The sequence below is a fragment of the Pseudoclavibacter sp. RFBB5 genome, assembly GCF_002931555.1.
In the GTDB taxonomy this organism is placed as follows: domain Bacteria; phylum Actinomycetota; class Actinomycetes; order Actinomycetales; family Microbacteriaceae; genus Pseudoclavibacter.
The window spans coordinates 167,657-187,100 of record NZ_PSTZ01000006.1; the positions used below are offsets into that span (position 1 = coordinate 167,657).

A 19,444-nucleotide genomic window follows, 5' to 3' on the forward strand; every position below is an offset into this window, starting at 1 on the left:
CGCGCGGTGCGGGGCGGATCCTAGAAGCGTGCGTCCAGCTCTTCGAAGATGCGCTCATTGCAGGTGAAGCTCGCGTTCGCCTCATCGAGGAGACGCGCGATGGCGTCCTCGTCGAAGGCGAGCTCGTCGAGCTGGGTACGGTAGGCCCGCTTGAACGGCACGATCGCCGGGATCTCGGTGAAGTCGAAGAACGTCGCCTCCTCCGCGGGGAGGGTGTACGTGCGGTCGAGCATCACGCGCATGGCCTGGCCACCCGAGAGGTCGCCGAGGTAGCGCGTGTAGTGGTGCGCGAGGTAGCGCGCCGGGTCGGCGGCGGATGCGGTGATGCGGTCCGCGTACTCGCGCGTCGCCGGGAGCTCGCCGGGGAGCGGCTGCGTGAGGCGGGGCGCGAGCACCGCGAGGTCCGCCACGATCGACGACGCACGGTCGAGCTCGGCCGCAGGGATCGCGCCGAGCTGGCCCTGCTCGCGCACGGGCACTGCCGCGCTCTCGAGCGCCTCGTACATGAAGCCGTACTGCTGCAGCAGCGCAGCCCAGGCGTCGATGCCGAGCTCACCGCCGAGGAGCCGCTCGAGGAAGCGCGAACGCTCTGCGCTCTGGTGGGCCTGCGACGTGCGCTCGCGGAGGCGGGCGCTGATGGTCGTCGCGGTGTCGGTGACGATGGTCATGGGGATCCCTTCGGGCGGGATCGGTGCGAGGGGGCACACCGAAGACTGGATGACTTCAGCTTAGGTCACCCTTACTTCCGTTGGGAATCCCCGCTGTGCAGAGTTCGCTCCTTCGTTACATCCAGAACCTGGGTCGGTGCGGCCGGCGCTGGTTCACCCGTGCCGAATCGGAAATCCCGGTCTGGGCTCGACTCTGCGTGCACCTGGTCCTCGTCGCTGAGCATGCGGCCGACGATACTGGGCGTGGCGAGTCCGGACCGCCTCCCGTTCACTGTTCTTGCGGGTCTGCGGACGCGCCGCCGAGGAGCGACGTACTCTCGGTCAGATGGACGCCATGCGTGAACCTCTTGAAGCTGCCCTCGACGAGCTCGCCCCCAGTGACGGCGATGCGCTCGCGCGCGTCACGGCGACGCGCGACGCAGCCAGATGGCTGGAGGAGGTTGGACTTGTGGAGGCGGTCGAGCGGGCACGCGCCGGTGGTTCGACGTGGGTGCAGATCGGTGCGGCGCTGGGGGTTACGGGAACTACGGCGACCACCCGGTTCGGGGGCACGCCTGAGGAACGCGAGGCCCGTGCGCAGCAGTCCCGGGACCGAGCCGCGCAGCGCAACCGCGCGGCTTCGGAGGCTATCGGTGCGACGCCGCGCGATGACCTGCCTGGCATCTCGGTTGCCGAGGCCGCCGAGAAGCTCGACGTTCAGCTGGGCACGTTCCGCCGGCGCATCCAGGTCGCCCGTGAGCGGAACAGCGACGCGTTCCGTGTCGCGATCAAGCTGGTCCAGCTCTCACCCAAGCGCGAGGTCATGCGAGTCGTCGACCTCGAAGCGGCGGCGCGGATCTAGACGCATCGGCGCCCTGGGTGATGGTCGACAGGGTCACCCCATGTAGGCGCCGGCCTCGAACCGAGTGTGTTGGATGACGATGATGGCGCCGATCTCGAGCGCGACGATGCCCGTGATGATGGCGAGTGACCACCACACGGACCTGTGTGTGCAGGCCGCTGTGATTGCTGCGGCAGCAAGGCTCACGATCCAGACCAGGAAGTGCGCGACGGCCGCGATGCCGGTCGTGGTGACGGCCTCCTCGTAGTGCCCCTTGGGGACGGTCCAGGTGTCGCTCGAGTTGGCGTAGCCGTAGTGGAGCATCTCGCCGACGCTCAGCCCGAGGAAGACGCCGATCACGAGCGTCACGGCCGCGGTGACGAAGGCTATTCCGGTTGCAATGCTCCAGCCGAGGACGGGGCGCCAGACTGTGCCGCGAGGTGGGCCGGAGGTGGCCCGTTGCGGGGCGGATGCAAGAGAGCTCATCGCCACGAATGCTCGAGGAAGGGCCAGGCGACCGGAACGGCGATGACAACCACCGAGAGGAGGCAGAGCATCCCGAACGTGCGGCCGAACGGACGTGGGTCGCTGCTGGCGACGCTGATGGCGGTTCCGATGTACGCGAGCCAGGTCGCGCCGAGGGCGAGGATCGTGAGGTCAGCGACTGACTTCGCTTCGCCGTAGTGCAGGGCGGTGGTCGAATGCGGGTCACTGTCGGCTTCCATGCCGGCCCCCTACCTCAGCATCTCGTCGATCCCTTGGCCGAGACCGAGCGCGAGGAACCCGAGGACGAACACTCCCAGAATCGCGAGCAGACCGACTTTGCCCTCACCGCTTGCCGGTTGCGCCCCCGCATCTGCGCTTGCACGGACCTCGTTCACCACTGACATGGCACGAGCCTAGGTGCGGCCGGCGGGTCAGGTCTGGATGCGCGAAACCGTTACTCGACGCCATTCGATCACGGGATCTGTCTGCCCAGGGCGGGTGAAGTCGCGACAGCTTTCACGCGTCGATTGTGTGCTATCAGCACCCACAGCGTAGGTACGCAGATGACAACCGCTGCGATGACCCCGGCTAACCACGGACTGATATCGGTGCCCCGCCACAGCAGGTGAATGCCCGCCATGACGGTGAAAATCATGACGAGGCGAGGGAGGATCCACCACTTCGGCAAGCGGGGCGGGTTACCGAGCCACGGGATCTTCTCCTCGGGGTTGGCTCTCGAGTGGCGGACGACGTCAACGAGAGATGCCGCTCCGGCGATCGCCAGCAGAACGAGTGCCCAGAAGAGTTCCATGGGCCCCACACGAACATGTCGCTCTGGGCGCCGCCTCAGAGACTCCACTTCCTGTCTGCCGAGTCCTATCGCCGCGCGTCGCGGACAGGGCACGCCTTGATCTGCCTCGCGTCCTTGCGCTTCGTAGCCGCTGAATCCTGTGAGCGGTCCCTGCGGACGGGCCGGGAGCTCGTGTCCCGTGCTCGTGCAGGATGGGACATATGGAACCCGGCCACTACGACACGTTCGCTTCCGACTATGCGACCGACAACGAGCGCAACCTCGTGAACAGCTACTACGAGCGGCCGGCGATGCTCACACTCCTCGGCGACGTACGCGGCGCACGCGTGCTCGATGCCGGATGCGGAGCGGGCCCGCTTGCGGCCGAGCTGGCGGCCCGCGGCGCGACCCTCGCGGGCTTCGACGCGAGCTCGGAGATGATCACGATCGCTCAGCGGCGGCTCGGCGACACCGTCGACCTGCAGGTGGCTGACCTTGGGAGACCGCTTCCGTATTCGGACGGGTGCTTCGACCTCGTCGCCGCGTCCCTGGTGCTCCATTACCTCGAAGACTGGGGTCCGGCTCTGACCGAGCTCCACCGCGTCCTGGAGCCCGGCGGTCGGTTGACCATCTCCGTGCATCATCCGTTCGTCTACCGCCTGATGTTCCCGGAGCGGGACTACTTCCGGACCGAAGCCTGGACGTCGACCTCGACCTTCAACGGCACCGAGGTCGAGCTGACGTACTGGCACCGGCCCCTCCACGCGATGACAGATGCCTTCGTCGAGGCCGGCTTCAGCATCGTGACGGTCGCCGAGCCGCCGTTCGCTGCGGATACGCCGGCGGAGCTCATCCCATCGCATCTTGGCGACCGGACAGCGTTCCTGAGCTTCATATTCTTCGCCTTGGAGCGGTAGGCCAACCGCGATTCAGCGTTCGGTCAGCGTGTGATCGCTCGTGTACTCAACCGAGCATTCGCGCGTTGGACCCCTCGGCTGACTTCCTCCGCCGGGCGTCCTTCGATGAGCGAGAATGCGATGGGTTGCAGGATGTGAGTCACGGCGATGACTCGGGCGCGACGCAGATCGTCGGCGTTTGCGGACGCGGCGACGCTCTCCCAGCCGTGCCAGCTCGCGAGCGAGGCGATGTCGTCCGCCGTGTCGTGGGCGGTGGCGAGGTCCCAGTCGAGGACGCCGGCAACGCGGCCGTCATGCCAGAGCACGTTGGCCCCAGCGAGATCACCGTGGGTCAGTGCGGGCGGTACAACTTCGAGTTGCGCGAGCGCGTCGACGCGACGGCGAGCCTCGTCTCGGACGCTGCGGAGCAGGAGCGGGATGACGTCTCGGTGCATTCGCTCGTGCCACGACTCGCCACCCATGAACGCTCGGGGAGCGGCGAGATACGGTGCGATGCCTGCTATCGGCACGGTCCTGATCGCCTCGAGAAGCCCTGCGACTGCAGCCGGGTCGCCGCTCCCCGGTTCGTGCGGGGAGCCATGGATGCGTGCCTGCACGATCGCCGTCACACCGTTCACCTCAACCGCAGGGCTCAGGGATCGAGGGACAGCGAAAGGGAGGTCGGGCAGTGCGTCGATGAGGCGCTGAGCGCGTCGACTCTCGGTTGCCGCCCGACTGGAACGTGCGACGCGAACGGCCGAGTCACCCGTGAGGACGACGACGTTCGAGGAGCCGTGTTCGACCAGGGTCCAGGATGACGGATCGGACCCTCGACCCGCTGCATCGAGAGCTGCACGCGCGGCAGCCCGGATGGCATCCGGCGTCTGAGCGGAGTAGGCGGTGTCGAACATGCCCTCATGCCCTCACTCTGCTGTTCTGAGCACCGCCAGCTACTGCAGCCCGCGCCGCTTGAGCAGCGGCTCGATGGGGGCGGGGCCGCCGAGCAGATCGTCGACCAGCGACATCGCATCCCGGGAGCCGCCCGGCTCGAGGATGCTGCGGCGGAACCGCTCGCCGGCAGCGCGGAGGCCGCCGTCGACCTCCGCCTGCTCCGCGAACCAGTCGACCGTCGCCGCATCGAGCACCTCGCTCCAGATGTAGCCGTAGTAGCCGGCGCTGTACCCGCCCGCAAAGATGTGCTGGAAGTAGGGGAGCGTGTAGCGCGGCGGCACTGCGGGCAGGTCGAGGCCGTAGCGCTGAAGCACCTGCTGCTCGAACGCCTCAACGTCGCTGATCTCGGCGGCCTCCTCCGGCGATAGCGAGTGCCACTCGAGGTCGATGACCGATGCTGCGAGGTACTCGCTCGTGCCGAAGCCCTCGTTGAACGACGCCGAGTCGAGCAGACGCTCGACGAGCTCCTCCGACAACGGCTCACCCGTCACGTGGTGCTTCGCGTAGTTGCGCAGCACCTCCGGCCACAGCATCCACATCTCGTTGACCTGGCTGGGGTACTCGACGAAGTCGCGCGGCACGTTCGTGCCGCCGAGGCTCGGGTAGCCGACCAGCGCGAACAGGCCGTGCAGCGCGTGCCCGAACTCGTGGAACAGCGTCTCGACCTCGTCGAACGTGAGCAGCGTCGGCGAACCCTCGGCGGGCTTCGGCACGTTGAGCGTGTTGAGCACAACCGTCGGCTCGCCGAGCAGACGGTTCTGCTGGATCACCGAGTTCATCCACGCGCCGCCGCGCTTGGAGTCGCGCGTGTACAGGTCGAGCGAGAACAGCCCGACCTCGGTTCCGTCCTCGTTGCTCACCTCATACACCACGGCGTCGGCGTGGTGGCCGCGAAGCTCGGGCCGCTGCGTGAAGGTGATACCGAAGAGGCGATTGGCGGCGAAGAAGACGCCGTTCTCGAGCACTGCCGTGGCCTCGAAGAAGGGCCGCATCTGCGAGGTGTCGACCGCGTAGTCGCGGGCGCGCACCTTCTCGGTGTAGAACGCCCAGTCCCACGGCTCGAGCGCGAAGCTCGGCTCGCCGATTGCCGCCTGCTCGGCGTCGATCGTGGCCTGCAGCACCTCCTGCTCGCGGCGCGCGTTCGCGGCGGCCGGAGTGGAGAGCTGTTCGAGGCGCGCGCGAATCGCGGATGCGCTGCCCGCGGTCGACTTCGCGGCCGCGGCCTCAGCATGGTTCTCGAAGCCGAGGAGTCGGGCTCGTTCGGCGCGCACGCGCACCATCTCGAGCGCCGTCGCCCGGGTGTCGTGGTCGCCTCCGCGGCTGCCCCGCGCGGACGAAGCCTCGAAGAGCTTGCGACGGGTCTCGCGGTTCGTGAGCGTCGAAAGCAAAGGGTGCCCTGTGAAGAGCACGAGCGAGATCAGGTACTTGCCGGACAGTCCGCGGGCCTCGGCCGCGGCGGATGCGGCCGAGATGGCGCTCTCGTCGAGTCCGGCGAGCTCCTCGGGGGAGTCGACGACCAGGGCCAGTGCGTTGCTGTCGGCCTGCAGCTTCTGGTCGAACTGCACCTCGAGTTCCGCCAGGCGACCGTTGAGCTCACGCAGGCGAGCCGAAGACGGGTCGTCGAGGCCGGCACCCGCGAGACTCGCGTTGCGGTGCAGCTTCTCGACGAGGAATCGCTGCTCATCGGTGAGCCCGGCTTCCTGACGGCTGTCGTGCACCGACTGGATGCGCGCGAACAGCGCGCGGTTGAGCGTGATCGAGTCCTCGTGGGCCGTCAGGCGTGGCCCGATCTCCGCCTCGATCGCGTCGATGCCGGGGGTCGCGTCGCCAGAGCTGAGCGTGAAGAAGACGGCGGCGGTGCGCTCGAGGAGCTGGCCGGAGCGCTCGAGCGCTTCGACCGTGTTCGCGAAGGTCGGCGCCTCGGTGTTCGCCGTGATCGCCTGGACCTCCGCGAGCTGCTCAGCCATGCCAGCTTCGAACGCGGGCAGGAAGTGCTCCTCGCGCACGTCTCCGAACGGCGGCAACTGGAAGGGGAGCGCGCTGGGGGTGGCGAACGGGTTCTCGGCGTCGAGCTGCACGGTCTGGGTCATGCTCTCAACCCTAGGCGGGACCACCGACACGGCACGCGCATCGGCTGTCCGCGCTCAGCGGACGCCGCTACGCGCGGGGCGCTGGCTCCGGGAAGAGGTCGTCGTCTTCGTCGAAGACGTCGTGCTCGTGCGAGTCTCCATCGGCGATGCCCATGCCAGCGCCGGCCGGCTCTTCGGCGCCGCTTACCTGCACTGAGCCGTCCGCGCGGAGCGCGACCCGCGGGCCGTGGTCGAGCTCGGCGACGGGCCGGCCCTCGAGCCAGGTCAGGGTCCACCAGAGCTTCGACACGTCGTCGACGCTCGACGCGAGCACCTGCTCCTGAGCTGAGCATGCCTCCAGGAACTCCGGGTACTTCTCCAGCGAGCGCGGCGGGACGGAGCCCGCCCGCCACCGCTCACCGATGAGCATGCCTAGCCCTCGTTCTGCTGACGCGAGTCGACGGAGATCTCGAAGCGGACCTCGTCGCTGCGGCTGCCCATGCGGGCGGACTGCTGCAGGCCGACCTCGTCTTCAGCATCGACGAGCCACGAGATCGCGTCGAAGCCACGCTTCGCGGCCGCCGCGAACACCGCACCGAGCAGCTCCTCGTTGACCGCCGCGCGGTTCGAGTCGGCACCCGAGTACTTGGCCTCGATGTTCAGCACCGTGCGAGCGCCGCGGATGTCGAGTCGTTCGCGGAACAGCACGTACCCGCGCGGATCGCCCTCGACGAACGCGATCATGCCCTCGAGGTTGCCCGTCTTGCTCGCGACGTGACGCCAGACGCCGAGCGCGCGGCCGTCGTTCGAGCTCTCGCCGAGCGCATCCACGTGCTGTGCGAACAGCGGCTGCCAGACGAAGTAGTCGGTTGGGCCCATGGCCCGCACCTCGATGCTGGGGCGCGCCGCGGCACGGTCCCGCGTGCGCTTGCGGGGCTTGGCCTTTTCAGGAACTGTCATGCCGGCCCTGACTCCTCTTCTGTCACTGATGTCGCTGCTGCACTCAGACTTGGGGGAACCCCCAGCCTACGACGACGCCTCGGTCTGCGGGGCGACGAGCAGTTCGATATCCCGCACCTCGAGTGTCTCGGCAACCGCGAAATCGAGCTGCTCGATGCGGCCGACGTGGCGGAGATCCGCGGAAGCGAGGCGAAGCAGGGCCACCGACTCCTCGGGAGCCGCGATGACCGCGCTGGCGACCGGCGTCTTCTGAGAGGCCTTCGCAGCGGTCTTCGCGCCGCGGATGCTCGTGAGGGCGGTACTCGTCAGCGCGAGCAGCGAACCGTCCTGGTCACCGGCCGCCGTGAGGTCGGCGGCGGTGGGCCAGGCTGCGGTGTGCAGCTCGGAGTCGTGCCACCACGACCACGACTCGGCGGTCGCGAACGGGATGAACGGGGCGAAGAGTCGCAGCAGCACGTCGATCGCGGAGCGCATGGCGGTGACGGCGGAGGCCTGGGCCGCCGCGTCGTCGCCTGCACCGTACGCGCGCTCCTTGACGAGCTCGAGGTAGTCGTCGCAGAACGTCCAGAAGAACGTCTCCGTGACCTCGAGCGCGCGGGCGTGGTTGTACTCGGAGAACGCCTTGGTCGCCTCGGTGACGACACGGTTCAGCTCGGCGAGCATCGAGCGGTCGAGCGGCTCGGTGACCTCGCCCACGTGATCGCCATAACCGAGCACGAGCTTTGACGCGTTGAGCACCTTGATCGCAAGTCGGCGGCCGATCTTGATCTGCGTCGGGTTCTTCGGGTCGAACGCCGCGTCGGTGCCGAGGCGGCTGGAGGCCGCCCAGTAGCGGACCGCGTCGGAGCCGTGGGCCTCGAGCATGTCGGCGGGCGTGACGACGTTGCCCTTCGACTTCGACATCTTCTTGCGGTCGGGGTCGACGATGAAGCCGGAGATCGTGGCATTCGACCAGGGCGCGACGCCGTGCTCGAGCTGCGCGCGGAGCACCGTCGAGAAGAGCCACGTGCGGATGATGTCCTGGCCCTGCGGGCGCAGGTCGTAGGGGAAGACGAGCCCGAAGAGCTCCTCGTCCGACTCCCAGCCACCGGCGAGCTGCGGTGTGAGGGAGGAGGTCATCCACGTGTCCATGACGTCGACCTCGCCGAGGAACCCGCCGGCCACTCCGCGCTGCTCCTCGGTGTAGCCGTTCGGCACGTCGGACGACGGGTCGACGGGCAGCTGCGCCGCATCCGGAGTGATGGGCGACTCGAACTGCACTTCGCCGTCCGCATCGATGGGGTACCAGACGGGGATCGGCACGCCGAAGAAGCGCTGGCGCGAGATGAGCCAGTCGCCAGAGAGGCCCTCGACCCAGTTCTCGTAGCGCACGCGCATGAAGTCGGGCCAGAACGCGATCTCGCGGCCGAGCTCGATGAGGCGGGCCTTGAGGGCTGGGTCGGTCGCGCCGTTCTTCACGTACCACTGGCGCGTCGAGACGATCTCGAGGGGGCGGTCGCCCTTCTCGAAGAACTTGACGGGGTGCTGGATGGGCTTCGGGTCGCCGACCAGGTCACCGGAGGCCTGCAGCAGCTCGACGACCGCCTTCTTGGCGCTGAACACGGTCTTGCCGGCGAGCTCGGCGTAGGCGGCCTTGCCAGCTTCGCTCGTGATGGCCTCGGGGGCGTCGGCGATGAGGCGGCCGTCCTTGCCGAGCACGGTGCGGTTGGGGAGCTTCAGCTCGCGCCACCAGATCACGTCGGTGACGTCGCCGAAGGTGCAGATCATCGCGATGCCGCTTCCCTTGTCCTTCTGCGCGAGGGGATGCGCGAGCACGGGCACCTCGACGCCGAAGAGGGGCGTCGTGACGGTCGTGCCGAAGAGCGGCTGGTAGCGCTCGTCGTCGGGATGCGCGACGAGGGCCACGCAGGCGGGGAGGAGCTCTGGGCGGGTGGTCTCGATGAAGATGGGCTCGCCGCCCTCGCGCGCGAAGCCGATGCGGTGGTAGGCGCCCGGCTGGTCGCGGTCCTCGAGTTCGGCCTGTGCGACGGCGGTGCGGAACGTGATGTCCCACAGCGTGGGTGCCTGGTCCTGGTAGGCCTCGCCGCGTTCGAGGTTGCGGAGGAAGCCGAGCTGGCTCTTGCGGCGCGAGGAGTCGTCGATCGTGCGGTAGCTCTGGGTCCAGTCGACGGAGAGGCCGAGCTGGCGCCACAGCTCTTCGAAGGCCTTCTCGTCTTCGATGGTGAGCTGCTCGCAGAGCTGGATGAAGTTGCGGCGCGAGATCGGCTGCTGGTCGGCGGCCTTGATGCTCTTGCCGTCGCCACCCTCGTGCGGGGGCGTGAAGTCGGCGACGTACGGCAACGACGGGTCGCACCGAACGCCGTAGTAGTTCTGCACGCGGCGCTCGGTGGGGAGGCCGTTGTCGTCCCAGCCCATCGGGTAGAAGACGCGCTTGCCGCTCATGCGCTGGAAGCGCGCGACGACGTCGGTGTGCGTGTAGGAGAAGACGTGTCCGACGTGGAGCGAGCCCGATGCGGTCGGCGGAGGCGTGTCGATCGAGTAGATGTCGTCGCGCGTCGCGCCGTCGCGGTCGAAGCGGTAGGTGCCGGAGTTCTCCCAGCGCTCACCCCACTTGACTTCGAGGCCCTCGAGGACGGGCTTGTCTGGAATGCCCTGAGTCGAGGAAGAAGGAGGAACTGAGGGCGAGCTGGACATGCACACTCCGTGTCGATGTGGGCGGCACCGAGTCTGGGGTGCCTGTTGTGAACCCATCTAGGGTAGCGGCTCTCGGCGGCCTGCGCCGGGCGCGTCACTCGGAGCGGCCGAGCGATTCCTTGGCTCGTCTGAAGGCGCGGACCGAGGAGAACCCGCACGCCAGCACGATCGCCGTCAGCTGGCTCATCTCGTCGAGGTGAGCCGACTCGAGGGTCCGTTCGACGAGGAGAAGCCGTTCTCGCCGGATCTCCTGGCTCGGGTTGAGCCCTGCCCGGTTGAACTCCTCCTGCAGCCAGCGCGCGGACACGTTGACCGCGGATGCGAGCTTGGCGACGGTGAGTGACTGCTCGCGCGCGTGCTGTGCGATGTGGAGACGAGCTCGCTCGACGAGGTCGGAGGTGGGTGCCGGAGCGGGGATGCTGACGGCGATGAGCGCTTCCGTGAGGGCGTCGACGGCGCGGGAGGCGCCGGCGAACCCTGGCTGTCCCGCGGAGATCGACGAGTTCAGGAGCGAGTTCACGAGGTCCAGCACGAGCCGAGTCGTGACGGAGCGCGCATCGCTGTCGTCGTCGCGCACGATGCCCTCGGTCCGGGCCTGGCCTGCCATCGCGTGGTCGATGGATGCCGAGCGGACGGTCACGAAAGCGCTCGGCGAGTCGGCGAGGTAGACGAGCGGGTCCTGCGCGCGCCGGATGACGAGGCTCCCGGGGGCGTACCGGTGCTCTACGTCGGCCATCCGGATCCGGCCTGCTCCCTCGACGAACAGGGTGAGCGAGCTGCGGGTGGTGGCTGGTGAAGTTTCGCCGAATTCGCCCGGTGTGTGCCAGTGTCGCGCGAGGTGCAGCGACCCGCCCTGGAAGGTGTCGCCTGCGATGGCGATCTCACCTCGGGTTCGGCAGGACCACCCCGCCGCGGCGAGGGCCGAGAGGGCGGTCTGGCCTCGCATTTCCAGGCTTGTCGGGGTGCCTCGAAGCTCCCGGCGGGAGCCGTCCGGGCGGAGAGCGTCGACGGCGCTGGGGGTGCAGAGCGCGAACAAAGGGCTACCTCGGAATGGACTACTGCGGTGGACTACGGCGTGTTCTCACGCGTTATGTGATTGCCGGAATGCGCGGAATGGCATGTCGAAAGCCGAACTCTACCCCGGAATCCGCGAGTGCGGGCATTCGTCGGGGAGAGGCTTCCGCGTGGCTCATCCAGGGGGATGCGGCAGGACGAGAGCAGGGGCAGGAACTTGGCAGCAGAGAACACGCAGAATGCACGGACAGGGGAGAACCCGGGGGTGACTCCCCGGCGCGTCGTCCTCCAGGGGGCGGCATGGACGATCCCCGTGCTGGCGACGGCCGTCGGGGCGCCGCTGGTCGCCGCTTCGACGAAGGTTCCGCCCGGCATCACGGTCACGGCGACGCACACCGAGTGGAACAGCGAATGGAACCACTACCGGACCCCGGACAATACCTTCCGCGGGTCGAGCTCGGGAAGCTCGGTGGCAGCGCCGACGTGCTCATACAGCGGCGATCAGAAGCAGTACAACGGGTGGATCGCAGACGGCATCTCCATGACACTCGGCGACGCCAATGGCAAGGCGCTCGCCAACACCAGCGTGACGTTCACGATCAGCGGCAAGGAGAAGCAGTTCTGGTTCGTGAAGAACCCGTGCGTCTCGGAATCGACCGCCTGGAACGACGGAAGTCCGAACAACCTCCGCTCCATCACGCTCAAGACGGACTCGAAGGGCTTCATCGCCCTCGACGGTGGCACGGGAACGGCGTACCGATGCGCGACGAGCGGATCGAACTCGCAGCTCATCGGCTACAACGGGTTCTGGGGGTACCTGCGAAAGGGACAGGACGACAGCACCCGGACCACGCTGACGGTCTCCGCGGCGGGCCAGGCGTCGAGGAGCATCAGCATCTGGAACTACACGCCCACGAGCAACCCCTACGAGCTGACGCTCTGGTGGCCCGGCCTGCGCATGGCGACGGCCACGTCGCCGTGTCCCATGCCGACTGCGCCGTAGCGGTTCTCTGGGAGTTGTGCGCCCCTCCGCGCCACGCGCGCGCGGAGGGGCACATCTTGCGGCGAGTGGTCGGAGTCCCGCTCGCCGCCGTCGGTCAGGCCCCGATGGGGGCCTTGGTCTGGGTGGTGGTGGAGGTGGCGGCCGCGTCCAGTGCGGCGTGCACGGCGTCGAGCTCCGTGTACAGCTCGTCGGGAACCTTCTCGCCGATGCTGTCGAAGTACTCGCGCGTCACGCCGACCTCGACGAGCCACGACGCGGGATCGACCGTGAAGATCTCCTCGAGGGCGGCCGGGTCGAAGCTCTCGAGGCCCGAGATGTCGATGTCGCCCGTCACCGGCAGCTGGCCGATGGGGCTCTCGATCGAGTCGGCACGGTTCTCGAGCCGGTCGATGATCCACTTGACGGCGCGCACGTTCTCGCCGAATCCTGGCCACAGGAACTTGCCGTCCTGGTCCTTGCGGAACCAGTTGACCTGGAAGATGCGCGGGGCCTTGTCGCCGAGGTCAGCCCCGGTGTCGAGCCAGTGGCCCCAGTAATCGGCCATGTGGTAGCCCGCGAAGGGCTGCATGGCGAACGGGTCGCGGCGCAGGATGCCGACAGGCCCTTCCGCGGCAGCGGTCTGCTCGCTCGCGAGCGTCGCGCCGAGGAAGCAGCCGTGCTTCCAGTCCTTCGACTCGAAGACGAGCGGCACGTTGCTCGCGCGGCGGCCGCCGAAGAGGATCGCGTCGACGGGCACGCCGTCCGGGGCCTCCCAGGCGGGGGAGAGGGTCGGGCACTGCGAGGCGCGCACCGTGAAGCGGGCGTTCGGATGCGCGGCCTTGGTCCCGGACTCCGGGGTCCAGTCGTTGCCCTGCCAGTCGATGAGGTGCGCGGGAGCCTCCTCGGTCATGCCCTCCCACCACACGTCACCGTCGTCGGTGAGCGCGACGTTCGTGAAGATGGTGTTCGTCGTGATGGTCTCCATCGCGACGGGGTTGGTGTCGTAGCCGGTGCCGGGTGCGACGCCGAAGAAGCCGAACTCCGGGTTGATGGCGTTGAGGCGACCGTCGGCCGCCTTGCGCATCCACACGATGTCGTCACCGAGCGTCTCGACCTTCCAGCCGTCGAGCTTGGGCTTCATCATCGCGAAGTTCGTCTTGCCGGTCGCCGACGGGAAGGCGCCCGTGAGCGTGTACGTCTTTCCTTCGGGGCTCGTGACCTGGATGAGGAGCATGTGCTCGGCCATCCAGCCTTCGTCGTGGCCCATGGCCGAGGCGATGCGCAGCGCGAAGCACTTCTTGCCGAGCAGCGCGTTGCCGCCGTATCCGGAGCCGTACGAGATGATCTCGCGCGTCTCGGGGAAGTGGGTGATGTACTTCGACTCGTTGTGCGGCCAGGCCACGTCCGGGCGGCTCGTGCCGTCCTCGAACTCCAGCGGGAAGCCCACCGAGTGCAGGGCCTTGACCCAGTCGCGGCCGGGGGTGAGGTGCTCGAGGGCGCCGTCGCCGGAGCGCGTCATGAGCGCCATCGACAGCACGACGTACGGGGAGTCGGTGATCTCGACGCCGTACTGCGTGATGGCGCCGCCGAGGGGGCCCATCGCGAACGGCACGACGTACATGGGGCGGCCGCGCATGGAGCCGTCGAAGAGACCGCTGAGCTCGGCCTTCATCTCGCCAGGCGCGCGCCAGTTGTTCGTGGGCCCGGCGTCTTCTTCCTTCTCCGAGCAGATGTAGGTGCGGCTCTCGACGCGGGCGACATCGCCGGCGTCCGAGCGGGCGAGGTACGAGCCGGGGCGGAGCTCTTCGTTGAGCTTGATGAGCGTGCCTGCTTCGACCATCTCAGCGGTGAGGGCGTCGATCTCGGCCTGCGATCCATCGCACCAGACGATGCGGCTGGGCTTCGTCAGTGCCGCGATCTCGCGCACCCAGTCGTTGACTTCCGGGTTCGCGGCCCGCTGCGGGACGTCGAGGTGGTCGTGTGCGTGTTCAGTCATTTCGAAGCTGCTTTCACTGTTCTGCATGCTGGCGTTCTCCGGTCAGCATGCGTACATGGCGTCGTACCCCCAGTGTTGACCTGCTGGGTACGCCCGGGGATGGAGATTGGCCGGGAAAAATGGCAAAATTTCACACATCAGCAATTCAGATGCCCGGAGGCACCCATGAGCGGACTCGGTCCTTTCCCCGCTGCGCAAAAATCGTCAGCAACCAAAGGGAAAGGTGGCGCCGTGGACTCCCTCCTGCTCGGGCGGCGCATCCGCTACTACCGCAAGGAGCGCTCGCTGACGCTCGAGGCCCTCGGCGAGAAGACCGGCCTGCTCGCGAGCCAGCTGTCGCTCATCGAGAACGGCAAGCGCGAGCCGAAGCTCTCCGTGCTGCAGCAGCTCGCCGACGCCTTCGACGTCGAGCTCAGCGAGATGCTCGCGAACACGCCACCCGACGATCGCTCGCGCCTCGAGATCGAGGTCGAGCGGGCTCAGAGCTCGTCCGTCTACCGGGAGCTCGGGCTGCCGCGCATCCCCTCCACGAAGGCGCTCTCCGACGAGGTGCTCCGTGCGCTCGCGGGCATGCACAGCGAGATCGTTCGCCGTCAGACCGAGGCGAGCGCGACCCCGGAGGAAGCGCGCCGGGCCAACACTGAGCTGCGCCTCGCGATGCGCGCCCACGACAACTACATGCCCGACCTCGACAAGCTCGCCGACGAGCTGCTGAGTCGGGTCGACCACACCCGCGGGGCCCTCATGCACCATTCGGTCGGCAAGATGGCCGACCATCTGGGCTTCCAGCTCATCTACGTCAACGACCTGCCCCGGTCGACGCGCTCCATCACCGACCTCGAGAACGGGCGCATCTACCTGCCGCCCGCCTCCATCCCCGGTGGCCACGGGCTGCGTGCCATGGCGCTGCAGGCCATGGCGCACCGCGTGCTCGGGCACCGGCGTCCCGAGGACTACGCCGACTTCCTGCGCCAGCGCCTGGAGATCAACTACTTCGCGGCGGCCTGCCTGATGCCGGAGGCGCGCTCAGTCGCGTTCCTCCGCGACGCGAAGGAGCGCCGCGACATGGCCGTCGAGGACTTCCGGGATGCGTTCGGCGTGACCCACGAGGCCGCAGCGCTGCGCATGACGAACCTGCTCACCTCGCACCTCGACGTGAAGCTGCACTTCCTGCGCGTCGACGACAAGGGGTCCATCTCGAAGGCGTACGAGAACGACGGGCTGCCGCTGCCGCAGGACGTGACGGGCTCCGTCGAGGGCCAGTTCGTGTGCCGCAAGTTCTCGGCGGTCAGCTCGCTCGCGCGGACGAACCGCACCACGGAGACCTACCAGTACACGGACACCCCGGCTGGCACGTTCTGGTGCTCGACGCAGACCGGGCACGCCGACGCTGGGGAGTTCTCGATCACAATCGGGGTGCCCTTCGATGAGGCGCGGTGGTTCCGCGGACGCGACACCAAGCAGCGCGCATCCTCGACCTGCCCGGACGGCGCGTGCTGCCGTACGCCGAGCAGCGACCTGAGCGAGCGGTGGGCGGCCAAGGCCTGGCCGAGCGCGCGCGTGCACGCGCACGTCTTCTCGCCGCTCCCGACGGGTGACTTCCCGGGTGTCGACCAGCGCGAGGTGTTCGAGTTTCTCGAGCGCCACGACATCGACGCGGACCGCGCGACCGCCGACGCCTAGACGGGAACAGCCTCGCCGGTGCGCGCATCCCGCAGCATCACCTGCGTGAGCCTGCCCCTCTCCACCCTCGCGGTCAGGTAGGTCACCCGCGGCTGGCGTCGCCGGTCCGTGGGGGAGCCGGGGTTGAGCAGGCGAAGGCCGTTCGGGGTGACCGTGTCCCACGGGATGTGGCTGTGCCCGAAGACCAGCACGTCGGCGTCGGGGAATGCGGCGTCCATGCGGCGCTCCCGGCCCGTCTTCTGCCCGGTCTCGTGGGTCATCGCGAAACGGACGCCATCGAGCTCGACCCGCGCGACGTCAGGGAGGCGGTCCCGCAGCTCCGGCCCGTCGTTGTTGCCCCAGACGCCGATGACGCGGCGTGCCCGGGCCTCGAGCTCGTCGAGCGTCGCGAGGTCGACCCAGTCGCCCGCGTGGAACACGACATCCGCCCCCTCGATCGCCGTCCACAGCGCGTCGGGGAGGGCCTTGGCGCGCTTCGGCAGGTGAGTGTCGGCGATGAGCACGAGGTCGAGGGGCATGCACTCATGCTCCCAGGTGAAGCAAGACGCGCGCGTTCTGGGGGAAAACCCCCGCTGAGGTGTGAGGGATGCTCCGTGTTGCCGCGTGACGCGCGACCATAGCGTTGTGGACATGAAGAACAACGTCAAGCAGCTGAGTCTCACCTCGCTGCACCTCGCCGCCGGCGGCGTCATCGCGCCGCTCCTGCTGTCACTCCTGTTCGGCCTCCTCGGCCTCGGCGTCGGACTCCTCTTCGTGCTGGGCGTCGGCGTCATCGTTCTCGCGGGCCTCGCCTTCGCGTTCCGTGGCGTCTCGGCCTTCGAGCGTCGCCGCGTCGCCGCCCTCTACGACCGTCCGCTCGACGACTCCGGGATGCGCCGCTCGCGTCGCCGCGACGGCTGGCGGTTCGTGCTCACCCCGCTCGTCCAGTTCGCGGACGGGGCCAACTGGAAGGCCATGCTGCACCTCGTGATCGTCGCCGTCCTCGGCACGCTGACCCTCGGTTCGCTGCAGCTCGGCGTCTCGGGCGTCTTCGCGCTCTTCTCTCCGCTGCAGAATCGAGAGACGCTGAGCGTGTGGGGCATGGACTTCGCCGTCACCCCGTTCGTCGGGGTCCTCATCGGCATCGGGATGCTGCTCGTCGCCGTCGCGCTCATCGTCGCGTTCGCCTACGTGCAGCGCGCCGCATCCATCAGCCTCCTCTCCCGCGACCGGGAGCAGCAGCTGGAGGAGGAGGTGCGCGACGCGGGTCGTCGCCGCACCGTGGCCGTTCGCGGTGCCGCCACGGAGCGCGACCGCATCGAGCGCGACCTGCACGACAGCGTGCAGCCTCGCCTCGTCTCGATCGGTATGACCCTCGGCATGGCCAAGACGAAGCTCGACTCCGACCCGTCCCGTGCGGCGGAGCTCATCGACGAGGCGCACGCCTCCACGAAGGAGGCCGTGACGGAGCTGCGCCAGCTGGCCCGCGGCTTCCAGCCGGCCGTGCTCACCGACCGTGGCCTCGATGCCGCGCTCTCCGGCCTCGCGGCGCGCTCCCACATCCCGGTTGTGCTGGACGCGCAGCTGCCGGGCCGCTGCTCGCAGGACGCGGAGGCCGCCGTGTACTTCGCGGTCGCCGAATCGCTGGGCAACGCGGCGAAGCACTCCGGCGCTTCGGAGATCTCGGTGCAGGTTCGCATGCGCGGCTCGATGCTGTGGGCTCGCATCCAGGACGACGGACGGGGCGGGGCGCGCCTCATCCCCGGCGGCGGGCTCGACGGCGTCACCGACCGCATCGAGGCGGCGGGCGGCGGGATCACGATTTCCAGCCCACCGGAAGGACCGACGACGATCGAGGTGAGCGTGCCATGCGCATCCTGATCTGCGAAGATTCCGCGCTCCTGCGGGAGGGCATCGCCCGCCTGCTCGAGGACGCCGGACACACGATGGTCGGCATCCTCGCCGACGACGGTCGCCTTGATCGGCTCGTCGCCGAAACGGACCCCGACCTTGTGATCCTCGATGTCCGCCTCCCGCCCGGCTTCACCGACGAGGGCATTCGTGCGGCGCTTCGGCTCCGCGCCACTGACCCCGGCTTGGCAGTGCTGGTGCTCTCGCAGTACGTCGAGGAGCGCTACGCCTCCGAGCTCATCTCGAGCTCGCGCGGCGGCCTCGGCTACCTCCTGAAGGACCGGGTCGCCGACGTCGAGCAGTTCCTCGCCGGCGTCGACAACGTCGCGGCTGGCGGCACGGTGCTCGACTCGGAGGTCGTCGCGCAGCTGCTCGCCAGGAAGACGAGGGATGCGCGCTTCGAGCGGCTCACGCCGCGCGAGTCCGAAGTGCTCGGGCTCATGGCAGAGGGACGTTCCAATCACGCGATCGCCGAGGCGCTCCACGTGAGCGCCGGGAGCGTCGAGAAGCACATCTCGGCGGTCTTCCAGAAGCTCGAGCTCGACCAGGGCGACGGCGGCAACCGGCGCGTGCTGGCCGTCCTCGCGCACCTTGACGGGCAGGGGCACTCGCCCCGCTCGAACCCACAGACACCCCTCGATGGACAGGGCCACGCGGCCCGATTCCCGAACGGAGAACTCCGATGACCACGCCAACGCTCGAACCGGACACGCGCCCTGAGGCCCAGGGTGACAGCACGAAGCGCTTCGGCTGGATCACGATCACCGTCGCCATCGTGGGCGGGATGGTGGTCGCCGGCACGCTGACGAGCGCCGTCTTCAACAGCCTCCGCGACGTCATGCGCGACGAGACGACCATCACGGAGTCGGTTGCGGGAGTGTCCTCGCTGCGCGTCGACGTCGACTCTGTAGGCATCGAGATCGAGTTCGGCGACGTCTCCGAAGCGCAGCTCGCGGTGGAGACGAAGGGCTTCAAGCAGGCCGGCGACTGGCAGCTCACGACCGAGGGAGGCGAGCTCGCCGTCGAGCGGGCGGGTGGCCGCAGCGGCGGCCCCTTCGGCGACGAAGAGCTCTCCTTGACGCTGCCGAGGACGTTGTCGGGGGAGGACCTGGATGCTCACATCACCGTCAGCTCCGGGGCCGCGAGCCTCGAGGGTGACTTCGGCGACCTCGTCATCGAGACGAACTCGGGCGCGAGCAACTTCGAGGGCTCCGCCGCGAACCTCACGGTGAGCACCGGGTCCGGCGCCACGAACATCGAGGCGGAGGTGTCGGGGGATGTGGTGCTGGCGGCCAACTCGGGTGCTGTCAATGCCGTCTTCACCGGATCCGCGCCCAAGGGCACTGACATCTCGCTCGAATCGGGCTTCGGCAGCGTCGCGCTCCCTGACGGCGCGTACAAGGTCGAGTCGAACCTCAGCGAGTCCGGAATGGCGAACGTCAACGTCCGGCAGTCAGACGACGCAGAGAGCACGCTCTCCGTCTCGGTCGGTTCCGGCTTCCTGACGGTCGAGTAGGTCGACGCAGCACCTCACCACTCCCCGGC

Annotated in this window: 20 protein-coding genes; 7 read left to right on the plus strand and 13 right to left on the minus strand. The window is 68.5% G+C overall.

Annotated elements, in window-relative coordinates; translation table 11 throughout:
• Positions 1-20 precede the first annotated feature (20 nt).
• Positions 21-668 (minus strand): heme oxygenase (biliverdin-producing), encoded by a 648-nt coding sequence (locus tag C5B97_RS07290; RefSeq protein ID WP_104311444.1) that lies wholly within the window; start codon positions 666-668, stop codon positions 21-23.
• Positions 669-1,002: 334 nt separating this feature from the next.
• On the opposite strand from C5B97_RS07290, the gene C5B97_RS07295 reads away from it, so the two are divergent.
• Positions 1,003-1,509, plus strand: a complete 507-nt coding sequence (locus C5B97_RS07295) for a hypothetical protein (protein ID WP_146080754.1) — start codon at positions 1,003-1,005, stop codon at positions 1,507-1,509.
• 33 nt (positions 1,510-1,542) lie between these two features.
• Here the strand turns inward: C5B97_RS07295 and C5B97_RS07300 are convergent, their stop codons facing one another.
• The 4 genes from C5B97_RS07300 to C5B97_RS07310 all read right to left on the minus strand — a co-directional run bounded on the left by C5B97_RS07300 (position 1,543) and on the right by C5B97_RS07310 (position 2,785).
• Positions 1,543-1,974, minus strand: coding sequence for a hypothetical protein (locus tag C5B97_RS07300; protein WP_146080755.1), 432 nt, complete (start codon positions 1,972-1,974; stop codon positions 1,543-1,545).
• Positions 1,971-2,213, minus strand: a complete 243-nt coding sequence (locus C5B97_RS07305; protein WP_104311447.1) for a hypothetical protein — start codon at positions 2,211-2,213, stop codon at positions 1,971-1,973. Before C5B97_RS07305 ends, C5B97_RS07300 begins: the two co-directional genes overlap by 4 nt.
• A gap of 9 nt (positions 2,214-2,222) precedes the next feature.
• Complete coding sequence (locus C5B97_RS17915; protein WP_181026940.1) at positions 2,223-2,378, minus strand: hypothetical protein; 156 nt, start codon at positions 2,376-2,378, stop codon at positions 2,223-2,225.
• Positions 2,379-2,446: 68 nt separating this feature from the next.
• A complete protein-coding gene (locus tag C5B97_RS07310; RefSeq protein WP_146080756.1) occupies positions 2,447-2,785 on the minus strand; it encodes a hypothetical protein in 339 nt (112 codons plus the stop codon).
• 200 nt (positions 2,786-2,985) lie between these two features.
• Here C5B97_RS07310 and C5B97_RS07315 point away from each other — a divergent pair, with 200 nt between their 5' ends.
• Positions 2,986-3,681, plus strand: a complete 696-nt coding sequence (locus tag C5B97_RS07315; RefSeq protein ID WP_104311449.1) for a class I SAM-dependent methyltransferase — start codon at positions 2,986-2,988, stop codon at positions 3,679-3,681.
• Between the two features lie 23 nt (positions 3,682-3,704).
• Here the strand turns inward: C5B97_RS07315 and C5B97_RS07320 are convergent, their stop codons facing one another.
• The 6 genes from C5B97_RS07320 to C5B97_RS07345 all read right to left on the minus strand — a co-directional run bounded on the left by C5B97_RS07320 (position 3,705) and on the right by C5B97_RS07345 (position 11,280).
• Positions 3,705-4,571 (minus strand): phosphotransferase family protein, encoded by an 867-nt coding sequence (locus C5B97_RS07320; protein WP_104311450.1) that lies wholly within the window; start codon positions 4,569-4,571, stop codon positions 3,705-3,707.
• A gap of 39 nt (positions 4,572-4,610) precedes the next feature.
• The gene (locus tag C5B97_RS07325) at positions 4,611-6,701 is read right to left on the minus strand and encodes a M3 family metallopeptidase (RefSeq protein ID WP_104311451.1); all 2,091 of its coding nucleotides are present in this window, start codon (positions 6,699-6,701) and stop codon (positions 4,611-4,613) included.
• A 67-nt stretch (positions 6,702-6,768) separates the two neighbouring features.
• Positions 6,769-7,110 (minus strand): hypothetical protein, encoded by a 342-nt coding sequence (locus C5B97_RS07330; protein ID WP_104311452.1) that lies wholly within the window; start codon positions 7,108-7,110, stop codon positions 6,769-6,771.
• Between the two features lie 2 nt (positions 7,111-7,112).
• The gene (locus tag C5B97_RS07335) at positions 7,113-7,640 is read right to left on the minus strand and encodes a hypothetical protein (RefSeq protein WP_104311453.1); all 528 of its coding nucleotides are present in this window, start codon (positions 7,638-7,640) and stop codon (positions 7,113-7,115) included.
• 66 nt (positions 7,641-7,706) lie between these two features.
• Entirely contained in the window at positions 7,707-10,334 is a 2,628-nt protein-coding gene (valS, locus tag C5B97_RS07340) for a valine--tRNA ligase (protein WP_104311454.1), read from the minus strand.
• A 94-nt stretch (positions 10,335-10,428) separates the two neighbouring features.
• On the minus strand, positions 10,429-11,280 hold the full coding sequence (locus C5B97_RS07345; protein WP_104311455.1) for an AraC family transcriptional regulator: 852 nt from the start codon (positions 11,278-11,280) through the stop codon (positions 10,429-10,431).
• A gap of 333 nt (positions 11,281-11,613) precedes the next feature.
• Here C5B97_RS07345 and C5B97_RS07350 point away from each other — a divergent pair, with 333 nt between their 5' ends.
• Complete coding sequence (locus tag C5B97_RS07350) at positions 11,614-12,351, plus strand: hypothetical protein (protein ID WP_104311456.1); 738 nt, start codon at positions 11,614-11,616, stop codon at positions 12,349-12,351.
• Positions 12,352-12,445: 94 nt separating this feature from the next.
• Here the strand turns inward: C5B97_RS07350 and C5B97_RS07355 are convergent, their stop codons facing one another.
• Positions 12,446-14,326 (minus strand): phosphoenolpyruvate carboxykinase (GTP), encoded by a 1,881-nt coding sequence (locus C5B97_RS07355; RefSeq protein WP_258068061.1) that lies wholly within the window; start codon positions 14,324-14,326, stop codon positions 12,446-12,448.
• Between the two features lie 231 nt (positions 14,327-14,557).
• On the opposite strand from C5B97_RS07355, the gene C5B97_RS07360 reads away from it, so the two are divergent.
• A complete protein-coding gene (locus C5B97_RS07360) occupies positions 14,558-16,009 on the plus strand; it encodes a helix-turn-helix transcriptional regulator (RefSeq protein WP_258068062.1) in 1,452 nt (483 codons plus the stop codon).
• Here C5B97_RS07360 and C5B97_RS07365 read toward each other — a convergent pair.
• Positions 16,006-16,527 (minus strand): metallophosphoesterase, encoded by a 522-nt coding sequence (locus C5B97_RS07365; RefSeq protein WP_104311459.1) that lies wholly within the window; start codon positions 16,525-16,527, stop codon positions 16,006-16,008. The genes C5B97_RS07360 and C5B97_RS07365 overlap by 4 nt on opposite strands.
• A 112-nt stretch (positions 16,528-16,639) precedes the next feature.
• Between C5B97_RS07365 and C5B97_RS07370 the strand changes: the two genes are divergently transcribed.
• From C5B97_RS07370 to C5B97_RS07380, 3 genes are read left to right on the plus strand one after another with little or no spacing between them, the layout of a single operon-like run.
• Positions 16,640-17,869, plus strand: a complete 1,230-nt coding sequence (locus C5B97_RS07370) for a sensor histidine kinase (protein WP_104311561.1) — start codon at positions 16,640-16,642, stop codon at positions 17,867-17,869.
• Entirely contained in the window at positions 17,857-18,585 is a 729-nt protein-coding gene (locus C5B97_RS07375) for a response regulator transcription factor (protein WP_104311460.1), read from the plus strand. Before C5B97_RS07370 ends, C5B97_RS07375 begins: the two co-directional genes overlap by 13 nt.
• Positions 18,582-19,415 carry a DUF4097 family beta strand repeat-containing protein gene (locus C5B97_RS07380; protein WP_104311461.1) on the plus strand — a complete coding sequence of 278 codons (834 nt, stop codon included), beginning with the start codon at positions 18,582-18,584 and terminating at the stop codon, positions 19,413-19,415. The genes C5B97_RS07375 and C5B97_RS07380 overlap by 4 nt, the downstream gene beginning before the upstream one ends.
• The last annotated feature ends 29 nt before the right edge of the window (positions 19,416-19,444 follow it).